25 protein-coding genes are annotated in these 20912 nt (G+C 70.0%); 12 read left to right on the forward strand and 13 right to left on the reverse strand.

Features of this window, described 5'->3' with window-relative positions; translation table 11 throughout:
• Positions 1-8: 8 nt before the first annotated feature.
• Positions 9-980 carry a LuxR C-terminal-related transcriptional regulator gene (locus ACODT5_RS34320; RefSeq protein ID WP_422522979.1) on the reverse strand — a complete coding sequence of 324 codons (972 nt, stop codon included), beginning with the start codon at positions 978-980 and terminating at the stop codon, positions 9-11.
• A 543-nt stretch (positions 981-1523) separates the two neighbouring features.
• Between ACODT5_RS34320 and ACODT5_RS34325 the strand changes: the two genes are divergently transcribed.
• The 5 genes from ACODT5_RS34325 to ACODT5_RS34345 are packed head-to-tail and all read left to right on the forward strand — an operon-like array spanning position 1524 to position 5791.
• Positions 1524-1841 carry a hypothetical protein gene (locus ACODT5_RS34325; protein WP_328299265.1) on the forward strand — a complete coding sequence of 106 codons (318 nt, stop codon included), beginning with the start codon at positions 1524-1526 and terminating at the stop codon, positions 1839-1841.
• Between the two features lie 35 nt (positions 1842-1876).
• Complete coding sequence (gene aroA / locus ACODT5_RS34330; protein WP_422522980.1) at positions 1877-3187, forward strand: 3-phosphoshikimate 1-carboxyvinyltransferase; 1311 nt, start codon at positions 1877-1879, stop codon at positions 3185-3187.
• Positions 3184-4713: a 2,3-bisphosphoglycerate-independent phosphoglycerate mutase gene (gene gpmI / locus ACODT5_RS34335; RefSeq protein ID WP_422522981.1), complete on the forward strand. Its 1530-nt coding sequence runs from the start codon at positions 3184-3186 to the stop codon at positions 4711-4713. The genes aroA and gpmI overlap by 4 nt, the downstream gene beginning before the upstream one ends.
• Complete coding sequence (locus ACODT5_RS34340) at positions 4710-5087, forward strand: hypothetical protein (RefSeq protein ID WP_422522982.1); 378 nt, start codon at positions 4710-4712, stop codon at positions 5085-5087. Before gpmI ends, ACODT5_RS34340 begins: the two co-directional genes overlap by 4 nt.
• The gene (locus ACODT5_RS34345) at positions 5084-5791 is read left to right on the forward strand and encodes a glutamine amidotransferase-related protein (RefSeq protein ID WP_422522983.1); all 708 of its coding nucleotides are present in this window, start codon (positions 5084-5086) and stop codon (positions 5789-5791) included. Before ACODT5_RS34340 ends, ACODT5_RS34345 begins: the two co-directional genes overlap by 4 nt.
• Positions 5792-5854: 63 nt before the next feature.
• Here ACODT5_RS34345 and ACODT5_RS34350 read toward each other — a convergent pair whose 3' ends face one another.
• A complete protein-coding gene (locus ACODT5_RS34350; RefSeq protein WP_422522984.1) occupies positions 5855-6244 on the reverse strand; it encodes an ArsR/SmtB family transcription factor in 390 nt (129 codons plus the stop codon).
• A gap of 252 nt (positions 6245-6496) precedes the next feature.
• Between ACODT5_RS34350 and ACODT5_RS34355 the strand changes: the two genes are divergently transcribed.
• The 3 genes from ACODT5_RS34355 (at position 6497) to ACODT5_RS34365 (ending at position 9950) form a co-directional block, all read left to right on the forward strand.
• Positions 6497-7414, forward strand: coding sequence for a phosphate ABC transporter substrate-binding protein (locus ACODT5_RS34355; protein ID WP_422522985.1), 918 nt, complete (start codon positions 6497-6499; stop codon positions 7412-7414).
• Between the two features lie 110 nt (positions 7415-7524).
• Positions 7525-9267: a phosphate ABC transporter permease subunit PstC gene (gene pstC / locus ACODT5_RS34360; RefSeq protein WP_422525128.1), complete on the forward strand. Its 1743-nt coding sequence runs from the start codon at positions 7525-7527 to the stop codon at positions 9265-9267.
• Positions 9255-9950, forward strand: coding sequence for an ATP-binding cassette domain-containing protein (locus tag ACODT5_RS34365; protein ID WP_422522986.1), 696 nt, complete (start codon positions 9255-9257; stop codon positions 9948-9950). The genes pstC and ACODT5_RS34365 overlap by 13 nt, the downstream gene beginning before the upstream one ends.
• Before the next feature lie 83 nt (positions 9951-10033).
• Here the strand turns inward: ACODT5_RS34365 and trxB are convergent, their stop codons facing one another.
• Positions 10034-11035 carry a thioredoxin-disulfide reductase gene (trxB, locus tag ACODT5_RS34370; RefSeq protein WP_422522987.1) on the reverse strand — a complete coding sequence of 334 codons (1002 nt, stop codon included), beginning with the start codon at positions 11033-11035 and terminating at the stop codon, positions 10034-10036.
• 7 nt (positions 11036-11042) lie between these two features.
• A complete protein-coding gene (locus ACODT5_RS34375) occupies positions 11043-11492 on the reverse strand; it encodes an arsenate reductase ArsC (protein WP_422522988.1) in 450 nt (149 codons plus the stop codon).
• 107 nt (positions 11493-11599) lie between these two features.
• Between ACODT5_RS34375 and ACODT5_RS34380 the strand changes: the two genes are divergently transcribed.
• From ACODT5_RS34380 to ACODT5_RS34390, 3 genes are read left to right on the forward strand one after another with little or no spacing between them, the layout of a single operon-like run.
• Positions 11600-11914 (forward strand): ArsR/SmtB family transcription factor, encoded by a 315-nt coding sequence (locus ACODT5_RS34380; RefSeq protein ID WP_422522989.1) that lies wholly within the window; start codon positions 11600-11602, stop codon positions 11912-11914.
• A 46-nt stretch (positions 11915-11960) separates the two neighbouring features.
• Positions 11961-12737, forward strand: coding sequence for an aquaporin (locus ACODT5_RS34385; protein ID WP_422522990.1), 777 nt, complete (start codon positions 11961-11963; stop codon positions 12735-12737).
• Complete coding sequence (locus tag ACODT5_RS34390; RefSeq protein WP_422522991.1) at positions 12734-13792, forward strand: ArsO family NAD(P)H-dependent flavin-containing monooxygenase; 1059 nt, start codon at positions 12734-12736, stop codon at positions 13790-13792. Before ACODT5_RS34385 ends, ACODT5_RS34390 begins: the two co-directional genes overlap by 4 nt.
• 85 nt (positions 13793-13877) lie before the next feature.
• Here ACODT5_RS34390 and ACODT5_RS34395 read toward each other — a convergent pair whose 3' ends face one another.
• From ACODT5_RS34395 to ACODT5_RS34435, 9 genes are all read right to left on the reverse strand, one after another.
• The gene (locus tag ACODT5_RS34395) at positions 13878-14027 is read right to left on the reverse strand and encodes a hypothetical protein (RefSeq protein WP_422522992.1); all 150 of its coding nucleotides are present in this window, start codon (positions 14025-14027) and stop codon (positions 13878-13880) included.
• 51 nt (positions 14028-14078) lie between these two features.
• Complete coding sequence (locus ACODT5_RS34400) at positions 14079-14969, reverse strand: permease (protein WP_422522993.1); 891 nt, start codon at positions 14967-14969, stop codon at positions 14079-14081.
• A 132-nt stretch (positions 14970-15101) separates the two neighbouring features.
• On the reverse strand, positions 15102-15458 hold the full coding sequence (locus tag ACODT5_RS34405) for an ArsR/SmtB family transcription factor (protein ID WP_422522994.1): 357 nt from the start codon (positions 15456-15458) through the stop codon (positions 15102-15104).
• A gap of 109 nt (positions 15459-15567) precedes the next feature.
• Entirely contained in the window at positions 15568-15768 is a 201-nt protein-coding gene (locus tag ACODT5_RS34410) for a DUF2180 family protein (RefSeq protein WP_422522995.1), read from the reverse strand.
• Positions 15768-16889, reverse strand: coding sequence for an ACR3 family arsenite efflux transporter (gene arsB / locus ACODT5_RS34415; protein WP_422522996.1), 1122 nt, complete (start codon positions 16887-16889; stop codon positions 15768-15770). Before arsB ends, ACODT5_RS34410 begins: the two co-directional genes overlap by 1 nt.
• Positions 16890-17175: 286 nt before the next feature.
• Positions 17176-17991 carry a TSUP family transporter gene (locus ACODT5_RS34420; protein ID WP_422522997.1) on the reverse strand — a complete coding sequence of 272 codons (816 nt, stop codon included), beginning with the start codon at positions 17989-17991 and terminating at the stop codon, positions 17176-17178.
• Between the two features lie 197 nt (positions 17992-18188).
• The gene (locus ACODT5_RS34425; RefSeq protein WP_422522998.1) at positions 18189-18662 is read right to left on the reverse strand and encodes a GNAT family N-acetyltransferase; all 474 of its coding nucleotides are present in this window, start codon (positions 18660-18662) and stop codon (positions 18189-18191) included.
• Positions 18663-18673: 11 nt separating this feature from the next.
• Positions 18674-18997 carry an ArsR/SmtB family transcription factor gene (locus ACODT5_RS34430; protein WP_422522999.1) on the reverse strand — a complete coding sequence of 108 codons (324 nt, stop codon included), beginning with the start codon at positions 18995-18997 and terminating at the stop codon, positions 18674-18676.
• Between the two features lie 79 nt (positions 18998-19076).
• Positions 19077-19436, reverse strand: a complete 360-nt coding sequence (locus tag ACODT5_RS34435) for an ArsR/SmtB family transcription factor (protein ID WP_422523000.1) — start codon at positions 19434-19436, stop codon at positions 19077-19079.
• A 117-nt stretch (positions 19437-19553) separates the two neighbouring features.
• Here ACODT5_RS34435 and ACODT5_RS34440 point away from each other — a divergent pair, with 117 nt between their 5' ends.
• Positions 19554-20909 (forward strand): NAD(P)-binding domain-containing protein, encoded by a 1356-nt coding sequence (locus ACODT5_RS34440; protein WP_422523001.1) that lies wholly within the window; start codon positions 19554-19556, stop codon positions 20907-20909.
• The last annotated feature ends 3 nt before the right edge of the window (positions 20910-20912 follow it).

The following is a 20912-nucleotide window of genomic DNA, read 5'->3' on the forward strand; positions in this document are numbered from 1 at the left end:
CGGCAAGCTCAGTCCGTCCAGCCCGCCTTCGTCGCCAGGACCCCGGCCTCGAAGCGGCTGCGCGCGCCGAGGCGGGCCATCATCTCCGACATCATGCGGCGGGCGGTGCGCAGGCCGATGCCGAGCTTCTTGGCCGCGATCTCGTCGGTGGCACCCTGCGTGAGCTGACGCAGCAACTCCCGTTCCTGCGCGGTCAGTCCCGCCTCGTCGCGGTCGCGCGCGCTGCCGATGGGGGCGGCGCCGGTCCACACCTGCTCGAAGAGGGAGGCCAGCGCGGTCAGGACTCCGGGGCCGGTCAGCTGGACCGCGCCCTTCTTGGTGTTGTTCGGGTCCACCGGCAACAGGGCCACCTCGCGGTCGAAGAGCACCATGCGCAGGGGCAGGGCCGGCACCGTGCGGACCTCGCCGCCGTTGCCGTGGAGCCACTCGGCGTACTCGACCGTCGGGTTGTCGTTGCGGACGCTGTCCAGGTAGACGGTCAGGACCCGTACGCCCCGGCGCATCAGGTCCTCGTCCAGCGGGCGACTGGCGTCCAGGCTGGCCACGGACTGCGCGCCGCCGGGCATGAAGGACAAGCACTCGCTGGTGGAGCGATGGGCCAGCTCTTCGAGGCGGGCCTGGATCGCGTCCATGCCCTGGAGGTACTCGACTCCGTGCCGCTCACCGGTCCGCAGTTCGGAGTATTCGTCCAGGAGCTTGCTGATGGCCGCCTGGCTCTCGGCGAACTGCTGCTGCTGAGCGAGCAGATGGGCCTGCTGGCGCTGGAGCAGGAGCTGGAACCCAAGGTCCGGGCTGACGGGTCTGAGTCCGCCGGGTGCCTGTACGGAGCGTCGTAGCAGGTTCAGCTCGGCCAGCCGGTCCAGGCAGCCGCGTACGGATTCCTCCGGGCAGGCCAAGTGGACTGCGATTTCCGCAACTCCCCAGTCCTGCTGGGTGAGCATCAGCCGGTAGACCGACTCGGCTTCAGCATCCAGTCCCAAACTCGCCAGCACAGCGACCCCCCGCTTGATGTCTCAGATGTCGAGACAACCCCTCAAATATATCGGCGGAGGCCGATCTTGGCAGGTCAGGGAGGCGGCCGACAAGAGATGTCCGCAGGATGAGCACCCCCAGGGCGCTCTGCCCGTCACCGAAGGCCGGAATTCCGGCCATCTCCAGGCAGGTGCCTGCCGGTCGCACTTCATGCCAGTGGGGAACTCTTCCGCCCCCTCGGAATGCTCAGCAAACTAGTGATCGCAGGGCAGCGGAAGTCTCTGGAAACGGAATCCGCAGCGCGTCGAGTACGCCCCCGCCCCGAAACGAAATCCACCCCCCACACACGGAGGACAGTCATGCCTGCTGCGCGGAGAGCCCTGCGCCTGATGAACAGAGCGGCTGCGGTCATGCTGGGCTTCTCTCCCGCCGGCGGGCACGGCTGCGGCCCCAAGTGCCGCCACACGGAGCACTACAGCGCCGTCACGCAGGCCGAAGCCGACCAGCACGTGTGGTCTGTACCAGGACTTACCGCCCGGCCTGGAGGGCCCATGTTCATGGCCACCGCCACGCTCGTCGCCGCCCGGGAAGCCGAGGCCGCGAAGCTGGAATCGGCCATCGTCACCGACATCGTGTGGGCCGCCGCAATGCCGGGCGACGACCTCGAACACGTCCACGCGAAGACGACTTCCGGACGCATCGAGCTGACGTTCTTCCACCGCACGAGCAGCCTCGACGGCGCATTGTCCGCCGCCGCCGAGATTTGCCGCCGTGCACTGAATTCCAGCCCCACCTTGGCGCAATGGCGAATTGCCGTCACCCCTCAGCTTCCCGACGCCATGCCCGGCTCGGGCACCGTACTCGCGTGACCCAGATCACACCCCAGCATTAGGAGTCCCACCCCATGAGCGCTCTCAACGACCCCCGCCTGAAGGCCGAACAGCTCGCCGTCGAGACCATCGACTCGATCGACCACGAGGTGCGCGTCCTCGGCTCGAAGAGCTACACCAACCGGCAGATCGCCATCGCGTCCTTGGCCGCCCTCGACGGCAAGACCGGCGTGATCGACGGCGCCCTCGTCTCCGACGACACCATCTACTTCGCGAACGCCGTCGCCTCCTTCGGGCACGTCGCCGTCGAGGTCGACCACGACAACTACCGCTTCACCCTCACCCCCACCGGCAAGCCGATGACCGCCCCCGAGGACGACATCTTCGTCGGCGGCGCCGGCACCCCGCTGCGCTTCCTGATCTCCATGGCGGGCCTCGCCGAGGGCATCACCACCATCACCGGCAACTCCCGCATGCAGGAGCGCCCCTTCGGTGACCTGCTCGCCGCCCTCCCGGCCCTCGGCGTCGAAGCGGTCGCGGTCCGCGGCAACGGCTCCCCGCCGATCCAGGTCACCGGCGGCAACTTCGTCGGTGGCAAGACGAAGATCTCCGGCGCCATCTCCTCCCAGTACACCTCCTCGATCCTCATCAGCTCCGTCCTCGCCCAGCAGGACACCGAGATCGAGATCGTCGACGAGCTGGTCTCCAAGCCGTACGTCGAGATGACGCTGGCCACCCTCGCCGAGCACGGCATCACCGTCGAGCGCGACGGCTACCGCAGCTTCAAGGTCGCCGCCGGCCAGTCCTTCAAGGGCGGCCACGCGGTCGTCGAGCCCGACGCCTCCGGGCTGTCGTACTTCATCGCCGCCGCCGCAATCCTCGGCGGCCGGGTCACCATCCCGGGCATCGGCTCCACCTCCCACCAGGGGGATGTCGGCCTCGCCGAGGTCCTGGGCCGGATGGGCGCCCATGTGGAGATCGCCGAGAACTCCATCACCGTCAAGGGTGGCGAACTGCACGGCATCGAGGTCGACATGGACGCCATGCCCGACGTCGTCCCCTCCCTCGCGGCGGTCGCGGCCTTCGCCCAGGGCAAGACCCACATCACCAACATCGCCAGCCTGCGCGTCAAGGAGTGCGACCGCATCGCGGCCGTCACCACCGAGCTGCGCAAGATGGGCATCACCGTCGACGAGTACGACGACGCGATGACCATCCACGGCGGCACCCCGCACGGCGCGGTCATCGACACCTACGACGACCACCGCATCGCCATGACCTTCGCGATCATCGGCCTGCGCACCCCCGGCGTCGTCATCAACGACCCCGGCTGCGTCGCCAAGTCCTTCCCGGCCTTCTGGAACACCCTGGACACCCTGCGATGACCGTCGACCACGCCACGAACGGCATCCTGCTCGTCCTCGACGGCTGGGGCCACGCCGCCCCCGGGCCCGCCAACGCCCTCACCAACGCCGACACCCCCGTGCTCGACGCCATCGCCGCCAAGCACCCCTCCACCGTCGTGGAGGCCTCCGGCGAACACGTCGGGCTGCTGCCCGGCACCGTCGGGAACTCCGAGATCGGCCACATGGTGATCGGCGCCGGCCGCCCGCTCGACTACGACAGCGTCCTGGTCCAGCGGCAGATCGACGGCGGCGAGCTCGGCGACAACCCCCGCCTGACCGCGGCCCTCGACCGGCTCGCCGGGAACGGCGGCGCGCTCCACCTGATCGGCCAGGTCTCCGACGGGATGATCCACTCCCACGTCGACCACCTCCACGCGCTCCTGTCCATCGCGGCGTCCCGCGGTGTGAAGCACGTGTGGGTGCACGCCATCACCGACGGCCGCGACGTCGCCGACCACACCGCCGGCGACTACCTGGCCCGCGTCGAGGAGTTCTTCGCCTCGACCGGCGTCGGCGCCCTGGCCACCGTCTCCGGGCGGGGCTACGGCCTCGACAAGAGCGGCGACCTGGAGCTGACCGCGAAGGTCAGCGAGGCCATCGCCGACGGCAAGGGCGCCACCGCCCGCGACTACGGGCAGGTGCTGGCCGGAGCCGAGAACGGGGACGTGTGGGTCACCCCCACCGTCCTCACCGGCGCCGACGGCGAGCCGCTCGCCACCGTCCGGGACGGCGACACCGTCCTGTTCACCAACTTCCGCAGCGACCGCATCCAGCAGCTCGCCGACGACCTCGTCGGGGTCCTCACCGACGCTGACGTCGATGTCCTGTCCCTGACCCAGTACGACACCAAGGCGAGCATCCCCGCCCTGGTCGGGCGGGCGGACGCCTCCGGCGGGCTGGCCGACGTACTCGAATCCCACGGCCTGCGCTCCGTGCGCATCGCCGAGCAGGAGAAGTTCGAGCACGTCACCTACTACGTCAACGGCCGCGACGACCGCGTCCGCGAGGTCGAGGAGCATGTCCGCATCACCGCGGACACCACTCCCGACTACGTGGCCCGGCCCGAGATGAACCTGGCGCAGGTCACCGAAGCCATCACCGCCGCCGCCCGGCGTGACGACGTGGCCCTGGTCATCGCCAACCTGGCCAACATCGACGTGGTCGGCCACACCGGCGACCACGACGCAACCGTCAAGGCCGCCGAGCACACTGACCGCGAGGTCGAGAAGATCCTCACCGCAGCAGCAGCGACCGGTCGTTGGGTCCTGCTCGTCGGCGACCACGGCAACGCCGAGCGCATGTCGAAGCCCGGTCGCGACGGATCCCCGCGCCCGTACGGCGGCCACACCACCAACCCCGTTCCGGCGGTAGTCGTCCCGGCCCCCGGGCAACTCCTCGGCGAGCGCCTCACCGACGGCGGCAGCCTCGCCGACATCGCACCCACCGTCCTCCACCTGCTGGGCCGCCCGAACGGCCCCGCCATGACCGGCCGGAGTCTGCTGTGACCGTAACCGCAACGACCACCCTCAGCCACCCGACCCCGGGCGGGGCCGCCTTCGCCCCCGCCTTCGCCGAAGACGCGGACGTGCGCACCGTCGACGCCGGCAGCCCGGCCCTGGAGGCGTACGTCGCGAGCGACACCGCCGGCCGGGTGCACGTCCTGACCGTGCGCAACGCGACCGACGCCGACCAGGAGCTCCACCCCGAGGCGCTGCTGCCGGGCGGCCACGGCCCGCTGCTCTTCCTCGGCGGGGCATCCACCACCAGCGAGCGCGACGGCCGGCTCGTCGCGCGCCTCGCCCCGCACGGACACGTCCACCTCGGCCGGATCACCGACGAGGTCCCTCGCACCGACCCCACACAGGAGCAGCCCGCATGACGACCGCCACAGGCCCCCGGCCGCGCATCGCGCTGATCGGCGACCACGGCAAGTCCCCCGCCCACGCCCGCCTCGACAGCTTCCGGCACGAGCTCGACGTGGACACGGAGTGGGTGCCCAGCGAGACCATCACCGGCCCCGAGTCCCTGGAGGGCTTCCAGGGCATCTGGGTCGTGCCCGGTTCCCCGTACGAGAACAAGGACGGCGTGCTCTCGGCCGTCCGGCACGCCCGCGAGAACGGCATCCCCTACCTGGGCACCTGCGGCGGCTTCCAGCACGCGCTGATCGAGTACGCCCGTACCATCGTCGGTCTCACGGACGCGGACGACGTGCAGTACGACCCGGAGGCGCCGACCCCGCTGATCGTGCCGCTCACCTGCTGCCTCGCGGGCGAGCAGGCCCCGCTGCTGCTCACGGCCGGCAGCCGGCTGGCCGCCGTCTACGACGACGCCGAGATGACCACCGAGACGTACCACTGCAAGTACGGGCTGAACTCCGACTTCGTCGAGCGACTGGCCGACGCGGGCGTGCTGTTCAGCGGCTGGGACACCGAAGGGGCCCCGCGGGCCGCCGAGGTCCCCGGCCACCCGTTCTTCATCGGCACGCTGTTCCAGCCGGAGCTGGTCTCGGGCCCGGGGAACGTCCACCCGCTGATCAAGGCGTTCACGGCCGAGGTGGCCGCCCGCGCGGTCGTCGCCGCCTGACGCTCCCGGCTGACGCGCCCCGGGCGGGTTGTCGGCTCCGCGCCGACCCGCCCGGCCGCGCGTCTACCGCTGCTGCTCCTCGTCTCCCCAGATGAGGGAGTTGAGTACCTCACGCCGCTCGGGTGCGACCGCGTACCAGGCCCATGTGCCGCGCTTCCGGCGCGTGACCAGGCCGGCGTCGGAGAGGACCTTCATGTGCTGACTGACCGTGGACTGGGCCAGACCCAGCAGCGGCGTCAGGTCGCAGACGCACGCCTCACCGTCCGGAGCGGCCAGCAGAACGCTGAGGATCTGCAGACGGGTCGGATCCGAGAGGCCCTTGAGGGTCCGGGCGAGAACCTCCGCCCGCTCCCTGGGCAGCGGATCCACTTCGAGGGGCGGCCCGCAGGTCGGATCCTCTTCGATGAAGGTCAGGAGCCGAGGTGGCTGCCCGGTCACCTGTTCTACGGACATACAGGTCACCCTACGTCCACCAGTTGAACGCCCACGTCGAAGATCACTCTGTTCACCCATTGTTGGCCCGTCATTAAGTCAGGTCCCCAGCCACCCTCCGGCCGCCGCCCGGCAGGTGGGTGCCGCTCGCGCTTCATGCCACACGGAACCTCTTCTCCCGCCCTCTCCCAGCGATCACACTCGTGATCGTCGGGGTGGTCCGCCCGGATTCCACCCTCATTCCACCCACCGTTCACTAGTGAAGGCACCGCCATGTCTGTCATGACCACCACCCCGCCCCAGGCACCGTCCCTCCTCACCCGACGGCGCAAGCAGGCCGGCCTCGCCTCGTCCGCCGCACTGCTCCTCGCCGTCGTGCTCACGGGCTGCGCCGGTTCGGCCCAGGCCAGCTCCTCCGCGGTGCAGGCCAGCGGATCCACCACTGTCGCCCCGGTCGCGTCGGACGCCGCCGAGGCCCTCAAGGGCCAGGGCCTGAAGATCACGGTGGCCACCCAGGGCGGTTCCGCCGGCGGCATCTCGCAGCTCGGCTCGAAGCAGATCCAGGTGGCACTGAGCTCGAAGCCGCTGGCCGACGCGGACCGCAAGACGTACCCGAACACGGACTTCGTGACCACCCAGATCGGTGCGGACGCGGTCGGCATCATCATCACCAAGGAGGTCGCCGACGGCGGCGTCAAGAACCTCACCAAGGAGCAGGTGAAGGGCCTCTTCGAGGGCACCATCACCAACTGGAAGCAGGTGGGCGGCCCGGACCTGAACGTCTTCGTCTACGACAAGGAGCCCGGCCGCGGTACCCGCGAGGTGCTCGACAAGTTCGTCTACGGCAAGGGCAAGCCCCCGCTGCCCCCGCAGTCCGCGAACTACGCCGTGGTCGGCGGCAACCTGGAGACCCGCAACAAGCTGGAGTCCACCCGGGGTTCCATCGCTCCCCTGTCGACCGGCTTCATCGAGGGCCGTGACGGCCTGGTGGCCGTGCCCCTGGACGGCGTCGCGCCGACCCTGGAGAACGTCGCGTCCTCCAAGTACCCGATGACCCGCCCGCTCTTCATGATCACCGACGGTCAGCCGAAGGGCGCCGTCAAGCAGTACATCGACTACCTGCTCTCGCCCGAGGGCCAGAAGCTGCTGCCCGTCCACGGCTACCTGACGCGTCAGCAGATGGGTCTCTGACCGTGAGCGTCACTCTGGAGCGCCCGGTCGAGGCGCCCGGACCCAGCACGCCAGATTCCAACGCGTCGCGGCCGCCCGTCCAGGGCGGCCGCCCGCGGCGGGCCAGGTGGGTGTGGGGATGGGTGTACACCGGAATGTTCTCGGTGGTCCTCGTCCTCGCGGTGCTGATCGGATACCTCGCCACCGGCATCGCGAGCGGTGACGTCGACTGGCTGAACCTGGTCTCCGACCCGTCCTGGAGCCCGGTCAACGGGGCCTTCGGCGCCCTGGCCATGATCTACGGCTCGGCCGTCGTATGCGTCCTGGCGCTGCTGCTGGCCGTTCCGGTCGGCTGGTCGGCGGCCATCGCACTGTCGGAGTACCTCCCGCCGCGCTTCGCCAAGCCCCTGCGCCTGAGCGTGGAACTGCTGGCGGCGGTCCCCTCCATCGTCTACGGCCTCATCGGCATCATGGTGATCCGGCCGTTCGTCTCGATGCTGGGCGGCGTACCGGGCGGCGACAGCCTGCTCGCCGCGGGCATCGTCCTCGCCGTGATGATCATGCCGACGATCGTCGCGGTCAGCGTCGACGCCCTGTCGGCCGTCCCCGCCCGCTACCGGGAGGCCGCGTACTCCCTCGGCCTGACCCGCCGAGAGGTCGTACGGTCGGTCCTCCTGCCCCAGGCCCGCGCGGGCATGCGCGCCGGCGTCCTGCTCGGCCTGGCCCGCGGACTCGGCGAAGCCATCGCGGTCTTCATGGTCATCGGCCGCGCCGACGGAAGGCTCCCGGGCTCGCCCGAAGACTTCTTCTCCTCCCTGGTCCGCCCCGGCCAGACCCTGACCACCAAGCTGGCCGGCCCCGAGCCGATGCTCGCCGGCACCTCCGGCCCCTACTTCGCGGCGCTGTGCGCCCTCGGCATCATCCTGCTCCTCCTGGTGGCCGCGGCGACCGTGTGGGGCACCCGCAAGTCGTCGACCCGTCCCGCGAAGCGCGGCCTGCGCGGCCACAAGGCTGCTGCCCGCATGCGCATCCCGCGCGACCGCCTCACGACGGCGCTGCGGATGGCGGCGCTGGCGCTGCCGGGAGCCCTGCTCCTCGGCATGCTCGGCATCCTCCTGACCCGGGGCGGTTCGGCACTCAACCCGGCCTTCTGGTTCTCACCCTCCACCGGCGCCGCCGGCGGCGGAGTACGCGACCAGATCCTCGGCACGCTCCTGCTCCTGGCGACCACTGCCCTGATTGCGCTGCCCCTCGGCTACGCGGCGGGTGTCCTGATCGGCACCCGGGCCACCGGGAAGACAGTGCGCGTGCTGGAGACCCTCACCGTGGCCATCGGCGGAACCCCCACCATCCTGCTGGGCCTCGCCGGCTACGTACTGTTCTCCTCCGCGATGGGCTGGGGCCGCTCCTGGCTGGCCGGCGCCATCGTGCTGGTGCCCGTGGTCGTGCCGGTCATCGCCCTCACCACGGCGGGGCGCATCCGCAGCATGCCGCCCGAAATCACCGAGAGCGCCCTGGCACTCGGCCTGACCCGTGCCCAGTACATCCGCTCCGTGGTCATCCCGTACACCTGGCCTGCCACCCTCACGGGCTTGCTGCTCGGCCTGGCCCGGGCGGCGGGTGAGACTGCGCCCCTGATCTTCACCGCCACCGTGTTCTTCGGGGCGCCCGCTCTGCCGACCGGGATCGTCAACGCCCCTGTGCAGGCGCTGCCGACCCACATCTTCACCTTGTCCCAGGACTCCGGCGCCCCCGAGGCGATCACGCAGGCGTGGGGCAGCGCCCTGGTCCTGGTCCTGATCACCGCAGTACTTCTCAGCCTGGCGGTGGCCCTGCGCAACCGCTTCGAAGGAGCACGACGATGGACCACGTGATTTCCGTCCGCGACCTGCGGGTCCTCGACGGCAAGAGGACCCTGGTGGGTCCCGTCACCTTCGACCTGGAGCAGGGCTCCACCACGGGACTGTGCGGCCCTTCTGGCGCCGGCAAGTCGACGGTGCTGCGCGCCTTGGTCGACCTGCTGCCCCACGGCCTCGTCCGCGACGGCCACCTGGAGGTACTGGGCCGCCCCTTCCGCCACGGCAAGGGCGACTCCGGCCTGCGGAGCACCGTCGTCCTGGTACCGCAGACGCCCGTCGTCTTCGGCGGAAGCATCCTGGACAACGCCCTCTTCGGGCTGCGCCACTTGGTGCGTGCCTCCCGGTCGGACCTGAACGACAGGGTGGAACAGGCCCTGAAGGAAGCGGGCCTGTGGAACGAGGTCTGCAACCGGCTGGACACTCCTGCCCAGTCGCTCTCCAACGGCCAGCGCCAGCGGCTGTGCCTGGCCCGTGCCCTGGCACTGGAACCGGCGGCGCTGCTGCTGGACGAGCCCACCAGCGCGCTGGACGAGCGGAGCCGAGACACGGTCGAGGAGTCGGTGGCAGCCCTCCGCGGCAACCGCACGGTCCTTCTCGTCTCGCACGACCCGGCGCAGGTGGAGCGGCTCTGCGACCGCACGGTCCGGCTGGAGCTGCCGGAAACCCTGACGTGTTCTGCTCCTGTGGCAGCCGCCTGAGCACGAAGCACCGCAGCAGGAAACGAGAACCGGGCCCGGTCCGTCGTGTCGCAATCACGACGGACCGGGCCCGGCGTCTGTGGTCAGCCTGCCGGTACGAGGTCCGCGTCGGCCGCGTGGGCCGCGTCCCCGAGGGCCGCGAGATACCGCTCCGCGTCCAGTGCAGCGGAGCATCCGGAGCCGGCCGCGGTGATGGCCTGGCGGTAGATGTGGTCCACCACGTCGCCCGCGCCGAAGACGCCGGGGATGCTCGTACGGGTCGTGGGCGCCTGGGTCTTGAGGTAACCCTCGGAGTCCAGTTCGAGCTGGTCGGCGAAGAGTTCCGTACGCGGGTCATGGCCGATGGCGACGAACAGGCCCGTCACGTCCAGGTCGCGGGTCTTGCCGGTGAGGACATCGCGCAGGACGACACCGGAGAGCATGCCGCCGGTCTCCTTGATCTCGGCGACCTCGCTGTCGAAGGCGAAGGAGATCTTGTCGTCGGAGAACGCCCGGTCCTGCATGGCCTTGGAGGCGCGCAGGGCGGAACGGCGGTGGACGATGGTGACCGAGCGGGCGAAGCGGGTCAGGAAGGTGGCTTCCTCCATGGCGGTGTCCCCGCCGCCGACCACGACGATGTCGCGGTCGCGGAAGAAGAAGCCGTCGCACGTCGCGCACCAGGACACTCCGCGGCCGGAGAGCGCGTCCTCGTTGGGCAGGCCGAGCTTGCGGTAGCCGGAGCCGGTCGCGATGATCACGGTCTTCGCGCGGTGGACCGTGCCCTCGGAGTCCGTCAGCAGCTTGATGTCGCCGCTCAGGTCCACCGACACGATGTCGTCGTCGATCATCTCGGCGCCGAACTTCTCCGCCTGGGCCCGCATGTTGTCCATGAGGTCCGGGCCGTCGATGCCGGTGGGGAAGCCGGGGAAGTTCTCGACCTCGGTGGTCGTGGTGAGCGAGCCGCCGACGAATATGGAGCTGCCGAACAGCAAGGGCTTCAGCTGGGCACGGGCGGTGTAGAGCGCTGCCGTGTATCCGGCCGGGCCGGAGCCGATGATGATGACCTCGCGCACGTCGTCCTGCGCGTCTGTCGGGTTGGTCGTCATGATGCGGTCAGCTCTCCTGCTTCTGCGTGTTCTGCGTGTTCGGCGTGTTCTTGGTGTCGATCTCTGCGATCAGGCCCTCGATGAGGCCCTTGATCTCGTCGCGGATGGGGCGTACGGACTCCACGCCCTGACCGGCCGGGTCTTCCAACTGCCAGTCGAGGTAGGTCTTGCCCGGGAAGTACGGGCAGGCGTCGCCGCAGCCCATCGTGATGATGTAGTCCGACGCCTGCGCGGCCTCGGAGGTCAGCACCTTCGGCTTCTGGTCGGAGATGTCGATGCCCAGTTCCGCCATGGCGGCCACCGCGGAAGGGTTGATCTGGTCCCCGGGAACGGACCCGGCGGAACGGACCTCGACCCGGTCGCCCGCGAGGTGACGCAGGAAGCCGGCGGCCATCTGCGAGCGGCCCGCATTGTGGATGCAGACGAACAACACGGACGCGAGCGGCGTGGAGGACATCGGTTCTTCCTTCATCGGCAGGGTCAACGGGGCCGTCCATCGCGCTCAGGCGGCAATGACTCAGCCCGGACTGGTATCAGCCCTGGGTGATGTGACAGTATCAGTCCATGATGACGTCAGTCGACACTGATCTGCTCCGGGTTCTGGCCGATCCGCTCAGGCTCCAGATCGTGACCCTCCTCGCCCGCGAGACGCTCTGCACCACGCACTTGGTCGAAGAGACGGGTGCCAAGCAGACGAACCTCTCCAATCACCTGAAGGTGCTGCGCGAGGCCGGGGTCGTGGAGACGGAGCCCTGCGGAAGGTTCACCTACTACCGCCTGCGCCCGGATGTCATCGAAGCGCTCGCGGGTCAGTTCGCCGCCCTCGCGTCCACGGCACGCCTCACCGCCGAATCGAACTTCAAGCGGTCCTGCCCGTAGCCGCAGCCGTCCCCGCTCTGCCTCACCTGCCCGAGGAGAACCTGCCGTGACCGCCCCCGAGCCCGCCACCGACGCCATACCTGGTGACGAGCCCCAGCCCGCACCCGGCGCGACCCCACCCCGCACCCCGCTGATAGCCCGCGCCGCCGCCGAACTGGTGGGCTCCGCAGCCCTCGTCGCGATCGTCGTCGGGTCGGGCATCCAGGCCACGCAGCTCACCCAGGACGTAGCCCTGCAGCTGCTGGCCAACTCCACCGCCACCGTCTTCGGCCTCGGCGTCCTCATCGCCCTCCTCGGCCCGGTCTCCGGCGCCCACTTCAACCCGGTGGTCAGCCTCGCCGAGTGGTGGACGGCCCGCCGCACCAGCGGCGGAGTCACCGCCCGCGAGCTGGCCGTCTACGTGCCCGCCCAGATCGTCGGCGCCATCGCGGGCGCGATCCTCGCCGACGCGATGTTCGGCGAGCCGCTGGTGAAGTGGTCCACCCACGACCGCTCCGCCGGGAACCTCCTGCTCGGCGAGCTCGTGGCCACCGCCGGGCTGATCCTGCTGATCTTCGGCCTGGCGCGCACGGACCGGCTGCGCTTCGCGCCCGTCGCCGTGGCCTCGTACATCGGTGCCGCGTACTGGTTCACCTCCTCCACCTCCTTCGCCAACCCGGCCGTCACCATCGGCCGCGCCTTCACCGACACCTTCGCGGGCATCGCCCCCGCCTCGGTCCCCGCCTTCGTCGGCGTGCAGCTCGTAGGTGCGGTCGCGGGCCTGGCCCTGGTCGCGGTCATCTTCATGCGCGGCAAGGCGGACGGCAGGGCGCCCTCCGCATGACACAGCAGACGGACGTGGTGGTGATCGGCGGCGGCCAGTCCGGGCTCGCCGCCGGCTACCACCTGCGCCGACTGGGCATCGAGCACGTCATCCTCGACGCCCACACGACTCCCGGTGGGGCCTGGCAGCACACCTGGGACTCGCTGCGGCTGTTCTCACCGGCCGCGTACTCCTCGCTGCCCGGCCGCTTCATGCCGGTCCAGGAGGGCGAGGTCTACCCGGACGCCGGGCATGTGGTCGCGTACCTCGCGGACTACGAGAAGCGCTACGAGCTCCCCGTGCAGCGGGGCGCGTGGGTCTCGGCCGTCCACCGCGACGGCGACCACCTGCGCGTGGAGACCGACTCCGGCGACTGGCGAGCCCGCGCGGTCATCAGCGCCACCGGGACCTGGACCCGTCCCTTCCTGCCCGCCATTGCGGGCCGGCGCGAGTTCCGAGGCCGCCAGCTCCACACCGTGCAGTACCGCAGCCCGGCCGAGTTCGCCGGGCAGCGCGTGATCGTGGTGGGTGGAGGCAACTCCGGAGCCCAGATCGCTGCCGACCTCGCACCCAGTACGCAGCTGACCTGGGTCACGCAGCGTCCGCCCCGCTACCTCGCCGACGACATCGACGGCCGGGCACTCTTCGATGCCGCCACCGCTCGCCGCAAGGCGCTGGACGCGGGCAGCACCGACACCGGCGGGGTCGCCACCCTCGGCGACATCGTGGCCGTGCCGCCCGTACGCGCTGCCCGCGATAGCGGACTCCTGGACGCGAAGCCGATGTTCACCCGGCTCACCGCCACCGGCGCCGAGTGGGCCGACGGCACCTTCGCCGAAGCGGACGCGGTCATCTGGTGCACCGGCTTCCGTCCCGCACTCGCCCACTTCGCGTCGATGCGCCTGCGTGGCTCCCACGGTCACATCACCACCGTCGGCACGCGCGCCGTCGACGAGCCCCGCCTGCACGTGCTCGGCTACGGCGACTGGACCGGCCCCGCCTCCGCCACCCTCATCGGGGTCGGACGTCCAGCCCGCGACGCCGCCCGCGAGATCGCGGAGCTGCTGGGCCGCTGACGCGCGACACGAGAGAGGGCAGGGAACCCGACCGGTTGCTGGTCGGGTTCCCTGCCCTCTGCCGTTGGGGTGGTCCGTTGGTGGTTCAGCTCTCTTTGGTGCAGCAGGAGTCCGCGGGCTGCTGGGCGTCGATGGAGTCGTCTTCTTCGATGATCTGGACGTCGCAGCAGTCGGAGGCGGGCGCGGTGTCGTTCTTGCCGAAGAGCTTGGAGAAGATACCGGCCTTGGTGCTCATGAGGTGTGTCTCCTTGGAGTGGTGCGGGGGATGGGGGATGGGCTGGGGTGGTCAGGCGACCAGGGGGACGAGGAATCCGCCGGCCAGCGCGAGGGCGAAGATCGAAGTGCCGAAGGTGGCCAGGAGCTTGGGCTTGAACAGCTTCGTCAGGAGGGTCATCTCGGGCGGGCTGATGGCGGCCGCCGCGATGACGAAGGCGAAGACGGCGCCGAGGTTCATGCCGCGTTCCATCAGGGCGAAGCCGATGGGCAGGGCGGTCTCGGCCCGCATGTAGAGGGGGATCGCTACCAGCGCGGCGAGCGGGATGGCGTACCACTTGCCGTCGCCGGCCACGGCGGCCATGAGGTCGGTGGGCACGGCCCCGTAGATGATCGCGCCGATCGATACGCCGATCACCATCGGCTTGATCATGGGCTTCAGCTCGTGCAGGGCCTCGCGCCAGGCGCCGGGGAGTTCGGCGCGCAGGCCGCGCCAGGGCACGTACGCCTTCTCCTGGCCGCCGGCGACCCGTACGCGCTTGACCTGCGAGGCGAAGCCGAAGCGGTGCATGCCGTGCGCGATGAGCAGGGTGCCGACGGCGGCGACGGCGGTGAAGCTGACGGCCATCTTCCAGCCGAACAGGGCCCCGACGGCGACGAACACGAACGGGTCCAGGATCGGCGAGGCGATCAGGAAGGCCACGGCGGTGGAGAACGGCACTCCGGCGCGCAGGATGCCGGCCAGGACCGGGATCGTCGAGCAGGAGCAGAAGGGGGTCAGCGCGCCGAAGGTGGTGCCCTTGATCATGCCCTTCAGGTGGCTGCCGCCCAGCCATTGGGCGAGCTTCTCGGGTCCCGTCTTGCGCATCACCAGGGTGATGAGGAAGGTGATCGCGATGAAGAGCACGATCAGTTCCCCGGCGATCATGCCGAACGTCTTGAGGACTTCGAGGACTTGGTTCACGGGTGGTGCACCTCACGGTCTTGCAGACATCGCTGTGCCGTCCCACCGGCGTGAACGCGCTGCCGGTCGGTGAGGGGAGTTCAGTCTTGGGGCTGTACGGGAAGGGGCCGGGCGGGATCCGCCGGGCTCAGGTCACTGGCAGGACGCCGCGCCCTCGGGGGCCTGGGCGGCGAGGCTCGCGAGGAGCTGGACTGGGCCGCCGAGCTCGGCGCAGCACAGGGAGTAGACGTTGCTGCGGCCTCGGGGCTTGGAGCTGATCAGCTCCTGTTCGCGCAGGGGGGCCAGGTGGTGGCTGACCAGGGTCTGGCTCAGTCCGGTGGCCTCCTGGAGCTCCTTGACGGTGCGCGGGCGCTCGGAGATCAGGAGCATCAGGGTCAGGCGGGTCTCGTCTCCCAGGGCGCGGAGCTTGGGGGCCAGGAGCCGGGCCTGGTGGCCTTCGGAGAGCAAGGCCGCCGGGGTGGTCACCGCGACCGGAAGAGTCGTTGTCATACCCACACATTAACACCATCACTCACACCTATCAACAGCAATCACTGTTGATAGGTGTGAGTGATGGCGCTGTGTGGTCTCCAGCAGGCCTGCCCGACAGCGGGGCCGGTCAGTGGCCGTCAGCCGCAGCGCAGGGGAAGCAGTGCACGCTCCGGGCCGGCGTCTCACTGGGCGGCGCGAGAAGGGGCCGCCTGCGGACCTCGTACGTGACGACGCGCGCGTGGTTGGCGCAGACGGCGGCGCCGCAGCCGCGGCAGACGCCGACGGCCGGGCTTGCGGCCCCCTGACTGTGGCAGTCGAGGCAGTGCATCAGCGCGCCTCGCCCGGAGTCGCCGCCCGCCCCGCCGTGAACCTCTTGCGCCAGGCCAGGGACACGTACACCAGACCGATCAGGACCGGGACCTCGATCAGGGGGCCGACAACTCCGGAGAGAGCCTGGCCGCTCGTCACCCCGAAGGTGGCGATGGCGACCGCGATGGCCAGCTCGAAGTTATTGCCGGCTGCAGTGAAGGCGAGGGTGGCGGTGCGGTCGTAGGGCAGACCGATGGCTTTGCCGAGGGCAAAGGTCCCGAACCACATCACCGCGAAATAGACGAGGAGCGGGAGCGCGATGCGGGCAACGTCCAGGGGCTGCGAGGTGATGACCTTCCCCTGGAGGGCGAAGAGGATGACGATCGTGAAGAGCAGCCCGTACAGGGCCCAGGGGCCGATCTTCGGCAGGAACTTCGCCTCGTACGCGGTGCGGCCAAGCCTCTTCTCGCCGACGCGCCGGGTGAGGAAGCCCGCGAGGAGCGGAATGCCGAGGAACACGATCACGTTCAGGGCGATGTGCCAGACCGGCACGTCCAGGCCCTGGCCGTCGCCGAGTCCGAGCCAGCGGGGCAGCAGGTCCAGGTAGAACCAGCCCAGCGCACCGAAGGCGATGACCTGGAAGAGGGAGTTGAGGGCGACCAGGACGGCTGCGGCCTCGCGGTCGCCGCAGGCGAGGTCGTTCCAGATGATGACCATGGCGATGCAGCGGGCCAGGCCGACGATGATCAGGCCCGTGCGGTACTCGGGCAGGTCCGGCAGGAAGATCCAGGCGAGCGCGAACATCAGCGCCGGACCGACGACCCAGTTGATGATCAGCGAGGAGGCCATCAGCTTCCGGTCGCCGGTGACCGCGTCGAGCCTGTCGTACCGGACCTTGGCCAGCACCGGGTACATCATGACCAGCAGTCCGATCCCGATGGGCAGGGAGATCCCGCCGACCTCGACCTTGGCCAGGGCGTCGTTCAGGCCCGGGACGAGCCGCCCGAGCCCCAGTCCGACACCCATCGCCAGCAGGATCCACACGGCCAGGAAGCGGTCCAGAGTGGACAGCTTGGCGACGATGGAGGGGCTCTCGACACCCGGCGGCTGTGCGGCCGGGCCGGGTTCAGTCGTGGTCATGGGGGACTCGCTCTCGGTTCCACGGAGGGCGGCGCGCGCGGCGACGCCTGCGCTGCCAGGAAGAGCCGCAGTCGACAGAAACGCCCCCGCCGGACGCACCGGATCGAGAGGGATCACATCAGTAGCGACTGAAGTCAGCTCACGCTGATGCTCTCATATCATTCGGCCCTGATGCCACCTAAGGCTGACATCGTGGCCGAATGGCCCAATCGGGGGTGAAACGCACCGCCGGGGCGGCACGGCCACCAGGACTGAGGGGCAGAGGGGGGCGAGATCCCCCGAGCACTCACGCGTGGCGTGCGAGCTTGACCGCGGAGACGAGCAGGATCACGGCCAGCGCGGGGATGAGTACCAGCTCGGAGAACACGCCGAGCAGCAACCCGCCCAGGACCGCGCCGGTGATGGAGCCGGCGACCATGACCACGGTGAACCGCCGGTTGGCGCCGAGTACGGCGAAGCTGCCGTCGCGGCTATAGCGGGCGAAGGCCACCAGCATGGTCGGGAGTGACACCAGCAGGGACATGCTTCCCGCCGTCTTGATGTCCAGCCCGAACAGCAGCACGATCGTCGGGATCAGCAGCTCGCCGCCGGCCACTCCCATGATCGCCGCGACCACTCCGATGCCGAAGCCGGCTACCACCCCGATCGGCACCTGTGCCGCCCAGGGAAGCGCGAGTGATCCCAGAGTGGTGGCGTGCGTCGCCACCAGGGCTGCGGCCATGAGGACCATCAGGGCCGCCAGCACCTTGTAGAGGGTGGAGCTGCGCATCCGCACCGCCCACGACGCTCCGGCCCACGCACCCAGCAGGCTTCCGGCCAGCAGGTTGGCGGCGACGGGCCAATGCGCGGCGACTTCGGAGGCGGGGACCGCGGCCATGCGGGCGGGGAGCGCGACCAGGACCACGACCAGGCTCATCGCCTTGTTCAGGATGACCGCGGAGAGCGCGGCGAATCCGAAGAGCCCGATCAGCAGCGGCAGGCGGAACTCGGCTCCACCGAGGCCGATCATCCCGCCGAGGATGCCGATGGCCGCCCCGGCACCGAACACCAAGGGCGTCGAATACCTCGAACGGAACGGGGCGAGATGTTGATCGGTGCTCATTTTGGGCATCCTGCCCGGTGTCGAGCCCTGCCCGCCATGAACCGGCCCCACCTTCGGGGAAAGGAACCGGGCCCTCATCCCGGATTCGTCGGGACCTCCGAGTACCGCTCGGCACTGCTCACCGCGTGGTGGGGCGGCGGCCAGGTTCCTTCACTCCAAAGGCCCGGAAGGTGGCAAGGAAGCAGTGCGAACGGCTGTCAGTCGATCTTGGGACTGCGGCGTTCCAACAGAACGACGTCGCGCCACACGCCGCGGTGACGGCCGATGCGCGCGCGGGTTCCGATGACCCGGAAGCCGGCCCGCTGGTGCAGGGCCAAGCTCGCGGTGTTCTCGGGGAAGATTCCGCACTGGATCGTCCAGATGCCCGCCGCCTCGGTCGAGGCGATCAGCGCGTCCAGCAGCGCACGGGCGACCCCGCGGCCGCGGGCGTCGGGATGTACGTAGACGGAATGCTCGACGACCCCCGCGTACGCGCAGCGGTCGGACACCTTGGAGGCGGCGACCCAGCCGAGCAGCTTGCCGTCGGTCCCGAAAGCAGCGAAGCGGTGCTCGGGCAGCTTCGCCGCGTCGAACCCGGCCCAGGTGGGGGCCTCGGTCTCGAAGGTGGCGTTGCCCTCGTCGATGCCGGCCTGGTAGATCTCCAAGATCTTGTCGGCGTGATCCCGTGTCACGGGGGCGATGTTCACGGCCGCCGCCCGAGGATCGCCGACACGGCTGCCGGGAAGCACTCCAGGCACGCGGCGTTGACCTCGTAACTGACGGAAGTGCCCTGCCGCTCGGGCAGCACGAAGCGCACCTCGGCCAGCAGTTTGAGGTGGTGGGACACGGTCGACTGGCCGATGGGCAGCCGCTCGGTGATCTCCCCGACCGTCAGGGGACGCCGCTCCTCCGCCAGCAGGTTCAACAGTCGTACGCGCATGGGGTCCGCGAGTGCCCTGAACCACCCGGAGTACGTCTGCGCGTCCTCGGGGCTCAGTCCTTGACCGGCTTTCGTCGTCTCACTCATCGATAATCGACGATAGTCGATGAATGAGACGCCTGGAAGACCCGCCCGCAGGTGCGGGCGCGGGGCACGGGCAAGCAGGTCAGGCGGAGCGGCCCAGCATCTGGCTCATCGCAGCGACGACGGAAGGCTCGACTCGGTAGTAGACCCAGGTGCCGCGACGCTCCGAGGACAGCAGGCCCGCCTCCTTGAGCTTCTTCAAGTGGTGGGACACCGTCGGCTGGGACACGCCGACGTCGGAGATGTCGCAGACGCACGCCTCACCGCCCTCGTGTGAGGCGATCGCAGAAAAGAGCCGTAGGCGTACCGGGTCGCCGAGGGCCTTGAACATCAATGCGGTCCGCTCGGCCTCTTCGGCCGTCAGCGGGCGCTCGGTCAGCGGCGGGCAGCAGGGTGCCGTGGCTTCGTCTTCGAGCATCGGCAGCAGCTTCGTGGAGGACATGAAAGTAATCCTCCCCCCAAATTCGACGGATGTCTATGTTGACGTACGTCGATACACGGTGGGATGCTGGGCTCCAGAAGGACATCGACGTTCATCGAATCAAACCGGGAGCCTGCCGTGAGCGCATCCACTGAAGCCCTGCCCGTCATCGTGATCGGCGCCGGGCCCGCCGGCCTCGCGGCGGCTTCCCACTTGGTCGAGCGCGACATCGAGCCCCTGGTCCTGGAGGCGGGGCACGCCGCTGGCAGCGCGGTACGCGAGTGGGGTCACGTACGGCTCTTCTCCACCTGGTCCGAGCTCGTGGACCCGGCCGCCGAGAAGCTCCTCGCCCCCACCGGCTGGAGCGCTCCCGACCCTGCGACCTACCCCTCCGGCGCGGACTGGGCCGAGCAGTACCTCCAGCCCCTCGCCGACGTCCTCGGCGACAAGGTCCGCTATGGCGCCCAGGTCACCGGCGTCTCCCGCCTCGGCCGCGACCGCATCGTCGACGCCGACCGCGAGCAGCAGCCCTTCACCGTCAGCGTCCTGAACGCCGACGGCACCGAGGAGCGCCTCACCGCCCGCGCCGTCATCGACGCCTCCGGCACCTGGTCCACCCCCAGCCCCATCGGCGGCGACGGCCTGCCGGCCCTCGGCGAGAAGACTGCCGCCGACCGGATCTCGTACCGGATCCCCGACCTCAAGGACCCGGCCGTGCGGGCCCGTTACGCCAGCAAGCGCACCGCTGTGATCGGCTCCGGAGCCTCCGCCTTCACCGCGCTCGCCTACCTGGCCGACCTCTCCAAGGAGGAGCCCGGCACCCACTCGGTGTGGATCCTGCGCCGCGGCATCAGCGGCTCCACCTTCGGCGGCGGCAGCGCCGACCAGCTCCCCGCCCGCGGCGCCCTCGGCCTCGCCGCCAAGGCCGCCGTCGACAACGGCCACGCCGACGCGGTCACCGGCTTCCGCACCTCCGCCGTCGAGAAGGTCGGCGACCAGCTGGTCCTGGTCGCCGAAGACGGCCGCCACCTGCACCCCGTCGACGAGGTCATCGTCCTGACCGGCCTGCGCCCCGACCTCACCTTCGTGAACGAGCTGCGCCTCGCCCTCGACGAGCGACTCCAGGCCCCCGTCGACCTGGCCCCGCTGATCGACCCGAACCAGCACTCCTGTGGCACGGTCTACCCCCACGGTGTGAAGGAGCTCTCCCACCCGGAGAAGGACGTCTACCTCGCCGGCATGAAGTCCTACGGCCGCGCCCCGACCTTCCTGGCCATGACCGGCTACGAGCAGGTCCGCTCCATCGCCGCCCACCTCGCCGGAGACCACGAGGCCGCCGAGCGCGTCGAACTCACCCTGCCCGAAACCGGAGTCTGCGGCGGAGCCGGCCTCTTCGACCAGCCCCAGGCGGCCGAGGAGACCAGCGGCGGAGGCTGCTGCGCGTCCCCGGCCACCCTCACGATCGGCGCCCCGGCCTCCTCCGGCGGCTGCTGACCT

The sequence above is a fragment of the Streptomyces tatrensis genome (assembly GCF_049310065.1).
In the GTDB taxonomy this organism is placed as follows: Bacteria; Actinomycetota; Actinomycetes; order Streptomycetales; family Streptomycetaceae; genus Streptomyces.